The 12,015-nt window shown below is 72.1% G+C and carries 11 protein-coding genes; 6 read left to right on the top strand and 5 right to left on the bottom strand.

The genetic code is table 11. The features are described 5' to 3' along the window. Genes GT755_RS04710 through GT755_RS04700 form a run of 3 tightly spaced genes read left to right on the top strand, consistent with a single transcriptional unit; the run spans position 1 to position 3,277 of the window. Positions 1-1,179: an ABC transporter permease gene (locus tag GT755_RS04710; protein ID WP_161478427.1), complete on the top strand. Its 1,179-nt coding sequence runs from the start codon at positions 1-3 to the stop codon at positions 1,177-1,179. After that, the gene (locus GT755_RS04705) at positions 1,176-2,318 is read left to right on the top strand and encodes an ABC transporter permease (RefSeq protein ID WP_161478426.1); all 1,143 of its coding nucleotides are present in this window, start codon (positions 1,176-1,178) and stop codon (positions 2,316-2,318) included. Before GT755_RS04710 ends, GT755_RS04705 begins: the two co-directional genes overlap by 4 nt. 11 nt (positions 2,319-2,329) lie before the next feature. After that, positions 2,330-3,277: a hypothetical protein gene (locus GT755_RS04700; protein ID WP_161478425.1), complete on the top strand. Its 948-nt coding sequence runs from the start codon at positions 2,330-2,332 to the stop codon at positions 3,275-3,277. A 35-nt stretch (positions 3,278-3,312) separates the two neighbouring features. On the opposite strand, the gene GT755_RS04695 is transcribed toward GT755_RS04700, so the two are convergent. From GT755_RS04695 to GT755_RS04685, 3 genes are read right to left on the bottom strand one after another with little or no spacing between them, the layout of a single operon-like run. Continuing rightward, the gene (locus GT755_RS04695) at positions 3,313-4,467 is read right to left on the bottom strand and encodes a cysteine desulfurase family protein (protein ID WP_161478424.1); all 1,155 of its coding nucleotides are present in this window, start codon (positions 4,465-4,467) and stop codon (positions 3,313-3,315) included. Between the two features lie 11 nt (positions 4,468-4,478). Next, positions 4,479-5,369 (bottom strand): hypothetical protein, encoded by an 891-nt coding sequence (locus tag GT755_RS04690; protein ID WP_202609579.1) that lies wholly within the window; start codon positions 5,367-5,369, stop codon positions 4,479-4,481. After that, positions 5,366-6,928 carry a condensation domain-containing protein gene (locus tag GT755_RS04685; protein WP_161478423.1) on the bottom strand — a complete coding sequence of 521 codons (1,563 nt, stop codon included), beginning with the start codon at positions 6,926-6,928 and terminating at the stop codon, positions 5,366-5,368. The genes GT755_RS04690 and GT755_RS04685 overlap by 4 nt, the downstream gene beginning before the upstream one ends. A gap of 191 nt (positions 6,929-7,119) precedes the next feature. On the opposite strand from GT755_RS04685, the gene GT755_RS04680 reads away from it, so the two are divergent. Genes GT755_RS04680 through GT755_RS04670 form a run of 3 tightly spaced genes read left to right on the top strand, consistent with a single transcriptional unit; the run spans position 7,120 to position 10,040 of the window. Next, positions 7,120-7,377: a phosphopantetheine-binding protein gene (locus GT755_RS04680; RefSeq protein WP_161478422.1), complete on the top strand. Its 258-nt coding sequence runs from the start codon at positions 7,120-7,122 to the stop codon at positions 7,375-7,377. A 3-nt stretch (positions 7,378-7,380) separates the two neighbouring features. Next, positions 7,381-8,841 carry an AMP-binding protein gene (locus GT755_RS04675; protein ID WP_161478421.1) on the top strand — a complete coding sequence of 487 codons (1,461 nt, stop codon included), beginning with the start codon at positions 7,381-7,383 and terminating at the stop codon, positions 8,839-8,841. After that, on the top strand, positions 8,838-10,040 hold the full coding sequence (locus GT755_RS04670; protein WP_161478420.1) for a pyridoxal-dependent decarboxylase, exosortase A system-associated: 1,203 nt from the start codon (positions 8,838-8,840) through the stop codon (positions 10,038-10,040). Before GT755_RS04675 ends, GT755_RS04670 begins: the two co-directional genes overlap by 4 nt. A gap of 29 nt (positions 10,041-10,069) precedes the next feature. On the opposite strand, the gene GT755_RS04665 is transcribed toward GT755_RS04670, so the two are convergent. Both GT755_RS04665 and GT755_RS04660 read right to left on the bottom strand, forming a co-directional pair. Beyond that, on the bottom strand, positions 10,070-11,440 hold the full coding sequence (locus GT755_RS04665; RefSeq protein ID WP_161478419.1) for a condensation domain-containing protein: 1,371 nt from the start codon (positions 11,438-11,440) through the stop codon (positions 10,070-10,072). Between the two features lie 8 nt (positions 11,441-11,448). Then, positions 11,449-12,000: a hypothetical protein gene (locus tag GT755_RS04660; protein WP_161478418.1), complete on the bottom strand. Its 552-nt coding sequence runs from the start codon at positions 11,998-12,000 to the stop codon at positions 11,449-11,451. Positions 12,001-12,015 lie beyond the last annotated feature (15 nt).

Genomic DNA, 12,015 nt, shown 5'->3' with positions numbered 1-12,015 from the left:
ATGGTGCGATCGCTTCTCACGGTGAGTGCCCTGGAGCTCCGGACCCGGGTGCGGGACCGGACCGCCCTGATCATCGCGATCATCGTGCCGGTGGCCATGGCCACCCTGTTCGGGGTGGCGCTCGGCGGCGACGACCCGCCGCTGCGGGCCACCGTCGGCATGGTCGACCTGGACGGCGGCGAGTTCCCCGCCGGTGTCCGCCGCGAGGTCATGGCGTCCACGGAGCTCGACGGCGTGCTGACGCTGCGCGACCTGCCCGGCCGGGCGCAGGCCCAGAGCGCTCTGGACGCGGGCGACATCGGCGCCGCCATCATCTTCCCCCCGGGGTTCAGCGACAGCGTCGGCGCGGGCCAGGGCGGCAAGGTCGACGTGCTGACCTCGGCGGACACGCCGCTGGCGGGGGTGGTCGCGAACGCCGTGGTGGACCGGATCTCCAGCCTGGTGCGGGCCCGCACGCTCGCGGTCCGCGCCTCCCTGGACGCGGGCGTGCCCGCCGGCGAGGTCAAGGAGTTCGTCGAGCGCAACGGCGCGGCCGGGCCGGCCCTGACCCTGGAGAACGACCCGATGGCCGGCGGCAGGGTCGACCTGTCGGTCTACTACGGCGCCGGCATGGCCGCGCTGTTCGCCTTCTTCGTGGTCGGCGCGTCGTTCCGGTCCCTGCTGATCGAACGCAAACAGGGCACGCTGGACCGGATGCGGGCCGGGCCGATCCACGGCTGGGTGCCGATCGCGGGCAAGGCCGTCGTCGGGTTCGCCCTCGCCATGGTCAGCGTCTGCGTCACCTGGGCCTCCTCGGTGCTGATCTTCGGCTCCACCTGGGGCGACCCGGTGGCGGTGTTCACCCTCCTGCTCGCGCACGTGCTGGCCGCCACCGCGATCACGATGCTGGTCGCCAGCCGGGCCAGGACCGACGCCCAGGCGGACGGAGTGATCATGGTGATCTCCTTCGTGGCCGCGTTCTTCGGCGGCAGCCTGGTCCCGCTCTACACCCTGCCGGACCTGCTCCAGAAGATCGCCCTGTTCACCCCGAACGCCTGGACCACCACCGGGCTCACCGGCCTGGCCGGCTCGGGCGCGGGACTGGCCTCGGTGGCCGTGCCGATCGGCGTCCTGTGCGCGATCGCCGCGGCCGCCTTCGGGCTCGCCGCGACGGGCTTCCGGAAGGGACTGCTCGGATGAGACCGCACCCCGTCCTGGCGCTCGTCGCCGCCAACCTGCGCCGCCACTCCCGCGACCGGGTGGGCCTGTTCTTCATCGTGGTCATGCCGTTCGTCAGCATCATCTTCGTCGGCATGGCGCTGGGCGGCGGCGCCGCCGCCGCGCGGCTGCCGGTCGGCGTGGTGGCCCAGGAGTCCGACCCGGTGGCCGCCGCCGTCCTGGCGGAGCTGCGCGCCCACCCCGACCTGGAGATCAAAACCGTCGGCGGCGAGGAGGAACTGCGGGCCGGCGTCCGTGGGGGCGCGCTGGCCGCCGGAGTCGTCATCCCGCCGGGCTCGACCAGATTCGAGCTGGTCATGACGCAGTCCAGCGGCAGCGGCATGGCCGCCCGCAGCGCCGTCGACGCCTCCGTCGGCCGGGTCGCCGGCGTCATCGAGGCCACCCGCGCCGCCACCTCGGCCGGCGCGAGCCCGGCCCACGCCGCCGAACTGGTGCGCAGGGCGCAGGCCGCCTCGGCCGACGTCGAGGTGGTCGGCTCCGACACGGCGTCCGCGACCCCGCGGGGGTTCGCCTACACCGCCCCGGCCAACCTGCTGCTGTTCACGTTCATCAACTCCATGGCCGTCGCCGCCGCGCTCGTCGAGAGCCGCCGCATCGGCATGCTGCCCCGGGCCTTCACCGCCCCGGTGCGGCGCGGGGCCGTCCTGTTCGGCGAGGCGCTCAGCCGCTTCCTCGTGGCCGCCGCCCAGGCGGTGCTGATCATGGTGGTGAGTTCGCTGCTGTTCGGCGTCTCCTGGGGCGAGCCGTTCGGCGTCGCCGCCGTCGTGGGCGTCTTCGCGCTGGTCGCCACGGGGGCCGCGATCCTGATGGGCAGCCTGGTCCGCTCGTCGGCGCAGCCGTCGGCGATCGGGCCGCCGCTCGGCATCGTGCTCGGCATGCTCGGCGGCTGCCTGTGGCCCGCCGAGGCCGCCGGCCCGACGCTCGACACCATCGGCCACCTGTTCCCGCACGCCTGGGGGATGGACGCCCTCCTGACTCTGTCCCGGCCCGGGACCGGCCTCGGCGACGTGCTGCTCGAGGTCGCCGTCCTGGGCCTGATGGCCGCCGTTCTGCTGAGCCTGTCCCTTGTCCTGTTCAGCCGACGAACGAGAACCCTCTGAGGAGGCAGCACATGATCAATTCGACCACCGAATGGCCCGCCGACATCGCGGGTGTCTACCGATACGCGACCAGGAAAGGCGCCATCGACGCTCTCGACGTGGCGGCCGGTGAGCTCGGCATCGGCGTGCGCGAGTTGAACGAGGCGGTGAACCAGCTCGTCGAGAGCCGTCTGTTACGCGCCGTCGACGGCGCCGCCCACCGGTTCATCCCGGTGGACCCGCAGGTCGCGGCCAACGCGCTGGTCTCCTCGGTCGAGCGGGAGATCTACCAGCGGCGGGAGCTGATCGACCAGATCCGGGACTTCGTCGGTCCCGCGCCGTCGCCGATCGAGTACCTGGCCGGGTCGCTGGAGGTGCGCGGCTTCCTCAAGATGGCCGGGGACGCCTGCCGTACCGAGGTGCTGGTCCTGCAGTCCGGTGACGACGACGCCGAGGAGCTGGCGCGGGCGTACCTGCCGCTGCTCGCGCGCGGCGTCACCGTGCGGATCGTCTGCCAGCACCGGAACCGGGCCGACCTGACCACTCGGATGAAGCTGAAGCAGCTCATCGACGCGGGCGCGGCCATCGGCACGGTCAGTCACGTCCCGCGCTCCGCGGTCGTCTTCGACCGCACGCTGGTCGTGCTGTTCGGCCTGTCGGACGGCGAGACCAACGTGGCGCGGGTGCACAACGACGGGATCGTGCGGTTCCTGCTCGACCTGTTCGACCACCTGTGGGACACCGCGACGCCGCTGGAGGGCGCCGAGTCCGGCTACGCGAACGTCGCCGACGACCTGCGGCAGGCCATCGCGGGGCTGATGGCGAAGGGCTACACCGACGAGGTGGTGGCCCGCAAGCTCGGCATGTCGGTGCGGAGCTGCCGCCGGCACATCGCCACCCTGATGCGTGACCTGGAGGCCACCAGCAGGTTCCAGGCGGGGGTGCAGGCGGCCCGCACCTTCCTGGCCGGCGGCGCGTGAGGGGGTCCGCCGCCGCCGGCGGCGGACCCGAGTTCTCAGCGCGTCGCCACCACGACGCCGGCCAGGGCGCCAGCCCGGTCGCAGACCAGGTTCAGTCCTCTGACCAGTTCCTCGACCGTCATGCGGGGGCTCAGGCACATCCTGACGGAGCTGTTGGCGTCCTCGGCGCCCACCCCGATCGCGGTGAGCACGGGTGAGGGCTCCTGGGAGTCGGAGTTGCACGCCGACCCGGTCGACAGCGCCACCGACGGCAGGCTCGCGACCAGGCTCTCGCCGCGCACGCCCGGCAGCACCAGGTTCAGCACGTGCGGGACGCCGGCCTCCGGGCGCCCGTTGAGGCGCAGGCCGGGGATGCGGCGGGTGAGCAGTTCCAGCGCGGTCGCGCGCAGCAGCGCGACCTTCCTGCCGTCCTCCTCCATGCGGGCCGAGGCCAGCTCGCAGGCCGTGCCGAGACCGACCGCCAGGTGGGTGGGGATGGTGCCGCTGCGCAGGTCGTACTGGCCGCCGCCGTAGGTGATGGGGCGGATCCTGCGGCGGATCTCCGGGCGGACGTACAGGACGCCGACGCCCTTCGGGCCGCCGATCTTGTGGGCGGACATGGCCAAAGTGTCGACGGCCGCACCGGCCACGTCGATCGGGATCCGGCCCGCGGCCGGGGCGGCGTCGACGTGCAGCAGCGCGCCGCTCTCATGGCAGAGCGCGGCCATCTCGCGGACCGGCTGGATGGTGCCGATCTCGCTGTTCACCCAGGCCACCGTGGCCACCCGGGTGTCGAAGTCGAGCCGGTCGGCGAACCGGGGCAGGTCGACCACGCCGTCGGCCCGGATCGCCATGGTGCGGACGCCGACGCCGCGCCCGCGCAGCGCGCGGGCGACCGACAACGACGACTTGTGGTCGGTGGGGCAGAACACCGCGTTGACCGGGGCGCGGTCGTCGTGGCCGAACGCGCCGAGCAGCGCGATGTTGTTGCTCTCGGTCGCGCCGGAGGTGAACACGACGCCGGCCGGGTCGCCGCCGAGAAGCCGCGCGACCGACTCGGCGGCCCCGTCCACCGCCCTGCGGGCACGCTTGCCCAGCAGGTGAGGGGAGGACGGGTTGCCGAACTCCTCGCGCAGATACGGCAGCATCGCGTCGAGCACTTCCTCGTCCACCCGGGTGGTGGCGCAGTTGTCCAGGTATATGACGTCCATGGTTCCGCCCCTCAACTCCGGAAGGTGCTGACCGTCACCAGCTTCGAGTAGATCTCGTCGGTGGACATCTCGCCGCTGCCGCCGGGGTCGGCGATCACGACGGTCATGCCGGTGAGCCCGTAGAGGCTGAGCGCGATCTCGACCCCGGTCCGCACCGGGGACAGGCACTCGCCCGGGGCGTAGATCACGATGGTCCGGTAGCCGGCCCGGTGGACCTCGGAGATCATCTCGGTGATCTCGCCGGCGCAGCCGGTGACGCCGCAGCTGATCAGGGTGCGGTAGTTGCCCGACTCGTCCAGGAACGAGACCTCGGTGTCGTTCGCGCCGGACTCCAGCACCCGCTTTTCGAGCTTCCCCTGCTTGACGAACTTGTCGGCGGCCTTCTGGAAGCGGTACTTGAGCCAGGTCTCCGGGAACGCCAGCGGGTGTTTGCGGCTGGGCAGCACACTCCCCGCGTCCAGTCCCGCCTCGCGCAGGATGCGCTCGTAGCCGTCGGGCAGCCCGGTGAAGCCGTCGAGGAACTCGGCGCGCAGCTCAGAGGCGGGACGGCCGCCGGTGGGGACGTACTGCCAGTCGTTGATCAGCAGCAGCAGCCTGACGTCGGCGACGGTTTTCGCGTACGACGTGATCAGGTCGACCGAGAGCCGCCAGGTGTACCCCGGGAAGATCCCGACCCGGCCGGCGATCCGGTCGCGCATCGTGGCGGACGACTGCTCCTCCAGGACGCCGGGGACGAGCCTGCCGGTGCCCTCCTCCTCGAACAGCATGAAGTGGCCGCCCATGACGACGAGCCCGTCCAGGTTCGCGGTGGCGAGTTCGCGGTCGATGGCGGTGCGAAGCTCCTGCTCGGAGGAGACGAGCTGGTGGAACCTGCTTATGGTCTCCGTGGACAGTTCAGTCATGATCGAACTCCGGGTTGTAGTAATTGGCCCGCCAGGGTGCCCAGCGGCGTGACGCCGGTGAGCTCGTGGAGGGTGACTCCCGCCCATCCGAGGTCCCGGAGCAGGGCGAGCACCCGCGGGATCCGCAGGACCCTGCCCCCGGCGTCGGCGTAGTTCCGGTCCGGGTCGACGCCGGCGAGTCCGTTCGCCCGAGCGACGGCGGCCGCCAGGGCCTCCACCGCCCCCTGCTCCGGGACGGTCCGCAGGTCGTGCCGCCGGGCGGGCGGAGGCGCCGGGGCGAAGCCGGCCAGTGCGGCGACGTCGCTGGTCCGCAGGCCGTCCGGCGTCGCGTCGTAGGTGAGGATCACGGTCTCCAGGGCGCGCAGGAAACGCTCGACGGCGTCCCCGTCCATGACCGAGGAGGCGGCGTGCAGCGCGACCACGACGGAGTCCTGCCACTGGTCGACCCGGACGTAGGTGTCGGTGCCGTAGGCGTCGGCCGCCGGCTGCCAGGTGACCCTGCTGCGCCGCGCGCGGGACTCCAGGGTGGGCTGCTTGATGAAGTTGAACTCCGAGGCCAGCCGGGCCCCCTTCCTGGCCAGCAGCTCGACCACCGCGCCGTAGGGGACGTAGGCGTGCTCCCGCGCCTGCTCGAACCGGTCGGCGACGCGGGCCAGCAACTCGGCGAAGGGCGGGTCGTCCCGCACGTCGACGCGCATGAGCAGCGGGGAGAACATGCAGGTCAGGACATTCGAGTACGGGCCGCTCTCGCGGTTGCCGGTGAACGTCAGATGGTCGAAGGAGGGGCCGCCGGTGTAGGCGGCCATCAGCGCCGTGTAGGCCGCCAGGTGGACCTGCGACGGCCACACCCGGTGGCGGGCGGCGATCCGCTGCGCGGCCCCCAGCAGGGCCGGGGAGACCAGTGACGCCCGCAGCGTCTCCACGGGCGGTCCGGGCCGGCGGCGGTCGCCGAACCCGTCGGCCGGCATGGCCTCGATCTCCTTCTCCCAGTACGCCAGCGCCGGCGCCGGGTCCAGGGACGCCTCGTGCCGGACCAGATCGGAGGGGCGGTGCCGGACCGGTTCGACGGCGGTCGGCCGCCGGGCCACCACGCCCGCGCAGCTCGCCCACATCTCGCGCTTCAGCTCCGTGACCGTCCACATGTCCACCGCGAGGTGGTTCAGCACCACCACCGCCTGCCGGGGCGCGCCCTCGGTGGTGATGATGACGACCCGGATCGGCCACTCTTCGGCGATGTCGAACTCGGCCGTGCCGAGCCGGTCGACGACCTCGGCGGGCATGGCCGTGCCGTCCTTCTCGGCGGACAGGACGACGAGGGGACACGGGCCGGGCGGGCGGACGACCCGGTAGGGGTCGCCGTCGCGGTCGAAGTGGTAGGTGGTGCGCAGCGTCTCGTGCCGGCGGACCGTCTGATTGAGAACCGCCCGGCAGTTCTGGATCGTCAGGCCCGCTGGAATGTCCAGATTCAGAATGATATGTGTATTGTGGCGAGCGCCCGGCGGCAGTTCGTGGTAGCGGAGCCAGATGTAATGCTGACCCCAGCCGAGATCCATGTTCATCGGCGACCCGGCCTCCTGCGGTTGAACGGTTCAGCGTACTCAGGCTAAATGAGAAGACGGCCGCCGTCCTGACCTGCCGCTGGCATGTTGTCTTCGGCATAAAGCTGCCAGAGCCATTTCTTGACAGGTGTCGCGGAATTCAATGACGCTGAACACGGTAATTCAGCGCAGCAATTTCGAGGAGACCCGTGATGGAAATACCTCACGAGTTCCAGGCCATTCTCCGCCGGCATCTGCCCTACGCCGGGCCGGGTGATCTGGCCCCCGGTGACGATCTCACCGCGCTCGGGCTGGATTCGATGGGAGTGGTGCAGTTGCTGGTCGATCTGGAGGACGGGTACGACCAGGAGCTGCCCGACGACATCCTCGACGAGGAGACGTTCGCGACGGTGGGGTCGTTGTGGGCCCGGCTGTCGGCGCTGCTGGACTCGGCGCGGGCCGGGCTCTGAGCCGTGCTGACGCGCCTGGACGACCTGCTGCGGTTCGGTGCCGACGACCACGCGGCGGTCACGTACAAGGATGAGACGCTCACCTATCGCGAGCTGCGCAGCCGGGTCGCGCGAGCGGCCGAAGGGCTGCGCGGGCTGGAGCCCGGCGCCCGGGTCGCGATATACGCGGAGAAGCGCCTCGAAACGGTCGTGGCGATCTTCGCGGTGGCGGCGGCCGGCGGGGTCGTCGTCCCGATCAATCCGCTATTCAAACCGCGACAGGTCGAGTACGTCATCGAGGACTGCGGCGCCGTGCTCCTGCTCACCACAGCCGAGCGGGCGCGCACGCTGACCGGTTCGGTGCGCACGTCGCTGATCGAGGACCTGGGCGCGGGGACGCCGGACCGGCACGAGGCGACCGCCCCCGCCGGCATCGCGGCGATCCTCTACACCTCCGGCAGTACCGGACGGCCGAAGGGCGTCGTGCTGAGCCACGGCAACCTGCTCACGGGCGCGGAGAGCGTCGCCGGTTACCTCGGTCACACCGCCCGGGACGTGGTCCTCGCGGCGCTGCCGCTGAGCTTCGACGCCGGACTGAGCCAGCTCACCACCACGTTCCTGGCCGGAGCCCATGTGGTGCTGGTCAACTACCTGCTGCCCCGCGACGTCGTCCGGCTCTGCGCCCGGCACCGGGTGACGGCGCTGACCTGCGTGCCGCCGCTGTGGACCCAGCTCGCCATCCAGCGCTGGCCCGACGAGGCGACCCGGCACCTGCGCTATTTCGCGAACACCGGCGGCCGGCTGCCCACGACCACCCTGGCCCGGCTGCGCGAGACGTTCCCCCAGGCCACCCCCTTCCTGATGTACGGCCTGACCGAGGCCTTCCGGTCCACCTACCTCGACCCCGCGGAGATCGACCGCCGGCCCGGATCGATCGGCAAGGCGATCCCCGGGGCGGAGGTCCTGGTCGTACGGGCGGACGGTTCGGTCTGCGACCCCGGCGAGGAGGGGGAGATCGTGCACAGGGGACCGCTGGTGTCACTCGGCTACTGGAACGACCCGGCCCGGACCGCGGCGCGATTCCGGCCGTTCCCGCCCGGCGCCGACGAGATCGCCGTCTGGTCGGGCGACGTCGCCTACCGCGACGACGACGGCTTCATCTACTTCGTCGGACGCACCGACGACATGATCAAGACCTCCGGCTACCGGCTGAGCCCGACCGAGGTGGAGGAGGCGGCCTACGCCACCGGCCTGGTCGCCGAGGCCGTCGCGGTCGGCGTGCCGGACGAGGACCTGGGCGAGGCGGTGACGCTGCACGCCGTGCTCACCGCCGCCACCACGACCCCCGAGGAGCTGCGCCGGGCGATGGAACACGACCTGCCCCGCTACATGGTGCCGCGCCGGTTCCTCCTCGCCGACGCGTTGCCCCGCTCGGGAAACGGCAAGTTCGACCGCGCCGAACTCCGCCGCCGGGCGATGCGATGACCTGGGCAGGCAACCGCGACGGGGAGCTGACCGTCGGTGGGATCCCCATCGGGAGGCTCGCCGCCCGGGCCGGGAGCACGCCGTTCTTCGCTTACGACCGCGACCTCGTCACCCGCAGGGTCGCCTCCGTCCGCGCCGCCCTGCCAGTCGGAGTCGAGCTGAGCTACGCGGTCAAGGCCAACCCGATGCCCGCCCTGCTGCAGCATCTGAGCGGCCTGGTCGACGGCTTCGACGTGGCCTCGGCGGGGGAGTTGCGGCACGCGCTCGACACGCCGGTGCCCGCCGCCCGGATCGGCTTCGCCGGGCCGGGCAAGACCGCCGGGGAACTGACGCAGGCGGTCGCGGCCGGCGTGACGGTGGAACTGGAATCGGAGACGGAACTGGCCAGGGTGCGCGCGATCGGCGCCGCCCTCGGAGTGCCCGCCCGGATCGCGATCCGGGTCAATCCCGACTTCACGGTGCGAGGCTCCGGCATGCGCCTGGGCGGCGGGCCGCAGCAGTTCGGCATCGACGCCGAACGGGTGCCCGAGGTGCTCGCCCGGCTGGGCGGCGACGTCGACTTCCAGGGCTTCCACGTCTTCGCGGGCTCGCAGAACCTGCGCGCCGACCACATCTGCGAGGCGCAGCGGCGCACCGTGGACCTGGTCCTGGGGCTCGCCGACGTGTCGCCGCCCATCCGGTACCTCAACCTCGGCGGCGGGTTCGGCATCCCGTACTCGCAGCGGGACCGGCCCCTCGACCTGGCGCCGATCGGCGAGAACCTGGCGCGGCTCATGGACGAGCGCGTCACCCCGCTGCTGCCGGACGCCCGCGTCGTCATCGAACTCGGGCGCTACCTGGTCGGCGAGGCCGGCGTGTACGTCACCCGGGTCGTGGACCGGAAGGAATCGCGGGGCACGACCTTCGTGGTCGTGGACGGCGGGATGCACCACCAGCTGGCGGCCTCGGGGAACCTCGGGCAGGTGATCCGGCGCAACTATCCGATGGCCGTGGCCACCCGCATGGGGCAGCCCGCGGACGCGCCGGTCACCGTGGTCGGCCGCCTGTGCACCCCCCTCGACCTGCTCGGCGACCGGGTGGAACTCCCGAAAGCCGAGATCGGCGACCTGGTCGTCGTGTTCCAGGCCGGCGCGTACGGCCTCACGGCGAGCCCCACCGCGTTCCTCAGCCATCCCGCGCCGGTCGAGATCCTCGTGTGAGACGGGTGCCGGGCCGGGCCCGGCACCGCTCACTCCGGCAGGGGCGCCGTCGCGGGGAACAGGGACGGCGCCAGGCTCGCGTGGTCGACGTCCCACAGGTCCTTGAGGCCGGTCTCCGGGGCCGTCGCGGCGACCTGGACGCCGAGCGCGATCGTGCGCAGCATGGCGACCATGCTCGCGGCCGGGATGATCGCCGGGTCGGCGAGCATGAAGATGCTGGTCCGGCCGTTCGCCACCGTCACCCTGACCCGGAACGGCTGGCCGTACTGCTGCGCCAGCGGCGTCCACGACAACTCGGCCGGGGTGTCGGCGGTGGCGTCGGACGCCCGGCGGTCGAGCTGCACGTAGTTGAACCAGCAGCGGAACAGCTGGTTCACCCAGCAGTCGTGCGCCACGTCGACGCCACGCTCGGCGGCGACCTCCGCGGCGAGCGCGGCGATCCGGTCGAAGTCGTAGGAGGAGTAGCGGTAGGCCCGCGCCCCGGCCCAGTGGAGGCGCTTGACGTGCTCGCCCAGCGGCGATCCCGGGTCGACCGTCGCGACGACCGGGATGAGCTGGTTCATCGTGCCGATCACATGGTGGTGTTCCGGCGAGAACCGGTTGGAGGCCATCAGGCTCATCGTCACCCTGCCGGTGTCGGTGTGGCGGGCCAGCCCCGCGGCGACCAGCGCCATCACCAGCGCGGGCGCGGTCACGCCGAGCCTTCTGGCGGCCAGCGCGGCCAGCCCGCCGAGGCGGTGCGAGTGCAGGGTGACCTCAAGGCGGTCGCGCTTCACCTTGGCCGGCAGCGTCGGCAGCGGGTCGGCCAGGACGTCGCCGAGGGTGCGCCGCCAGTACCGTTCCGACGCCTCCTGCCGGTCCCGCCACCGCTCGGTGCGCTGCTCGCGGGCCAGCTCGCTCGGCGTCGGCCCGAGTTCGGCGACCGCCCCCGGGTCGGCGATCAGGGCGCTGAACTGGTCGGTCAGGTGGTTGATCGACCAGACGTCCATGATCAGATGGGAGAAGGACAACGCGAGGAAAACCGCCGACCCGTTGGTGGTGATCATGCGCCCGCGCCAGCACAGGCCGCCCTCCATCGCGAACGGCAGCGCGCAGAGTTCGTCCTTGGTGTCCTCGGGGTCCTCCCAGTCGCGGACCACCCGGTCGACCCGCTCGATCGGCAGTTCCGCCGACTCGTGCACCCGCTGGACCGGCTGCCCGTCCACGACGTGATAGGTGGTGCGCAGCGGCTCGTGCCGGTCCATCAGCACACGCAGCGCGTTCTCGACCCGGGCCATCGGCAACCCCCGCAGGTCGCAGACGATGGGAAGGTTCGCGTCCTGCATCCAGTCGTCCGGATATCGCTCGATCTCGCGCCAGCTGAAGAGCTGACCGTGGCTGAGGGGGGCGTCGGCGGGCATCGGTTCTCCTAGTGGTTCGTGACGGACTGCCGTCCCAGCCACACCACGTAGACGGCGACGGCGACGGCGATCTCGAACATGGTCCCCAGCGTGACCAGGCTCGCCACGTCGGGATGGATCAACGGCAACCCCCGCAGATCCTGCATCAGGCTGAACACGACCAGGCCGGCGTAGGAGCCCGCGACGGTCCACGTGAGCCGCACCCTGACCAGCCGGGGCCGCACCCAATCGGTGCGGCGGGCCAGCGGCCGGAGCACCGCGGCGGACACCACGACGACCGGCAGCGCCTGCGCCGCCAGGAACAGCGTGAAGTCGCCGCCGACGGCGAGCGCGGCCGCACCCCCGGCCAGGGTGACCGCCGAACCCCACCGCAGCGCCGACACCGGTTCGGGCTCGGTCCGCCGCGACACGACCAGGAGCACGCAGACCACCAGACCGGCCGCCCAGACGCCGCACACGAGCGCGTCGATCCCCCGGAGCGGGAACAGCACGCCACCGGCGACCAGGAGGATCCCGGCCGAGGCGGCCCAGACCATCGCCGGACCGAATGGCGGGCTCACGTTTCGCGACCCGGC

The organism is Herbidospora solisilvae, assembly GCF_009901565.1.
In the GTDB taxonomy this organism is placed as follows: Bacteria; Actinomycetota; Actinomycetes; order Streptosporangiales; family Streptosporangiaceae; genus Herbidospora; species Herbidospora solisilvae.
This window is presented reverse-complemented; position numbering and strand designations above follow the sequence as displayed.

Bases quoted from the DNA above. Each gene is read 5' to 3' on its own strand.
- GT755_RS04710 (WP_161478427.1), top strand. From the start codon at position 1: ATGGTGCGATCGCTTCTCACGGTGAGTGCCCTGGAGCTCCGGACCCGG.
- GT755_RS04705 (WP_161478426.1), top strand. From the start codon at position 1,176: ATGAGACCGCACCCCGTCCTGGCGCTCGTCGCCGCCAACCTGCGCCGC.
- GT755_RS04700 (WP_161478425.1), top strand. From the start codon at position 2,330: ATGATCAATTCGACCACCGAATGGCCCGCCGACATCGCGGGTGTCTAC.
- GT755_RS04695 (WP_161478424.1), bottom strand. From the start codon at position 4,467: ATGGACGTCATATACCTGGACAACTGCGCCACCACCCGGGTGGACGAG.
- GT755_RS04690 (WP_202609579.1), bottom strand. From the start codon at position 5,369: ATGACTGAACTGTCCACGGAGACCATAAGCAGGTTCCACCAGCTCGTC.
- GT755_RS04685 (WP_161478423.1), bottom strand. From the start codon at position 6,928: ATGAACATGGATCTCGGCTGGGGTCAGCATTACATCTGGCTCCGCTAC.
- GT755_RS04680 (WP_161478422.1), top strand. From the start codon at position 7,120: ATGGAAATACCTCACGAGTTCCAGGCCATTCTCCGCCGGCATCTGCCC.
- GT755_RS04670 (WP_161478420.1), top strand. From the start codon at position 8,838: ATGACCTGGGCAGGCAACCGCGACGGGGAGCTGACCGTCGGTGGGATC.
- GT755_RS04665 (WP_161478419.1), bottom strand. From the start codon at position 11,440: ATGCCCGCCGACGCCCCCCTCAGCCACGGTCAGCTCTTCAGCTGGCGC.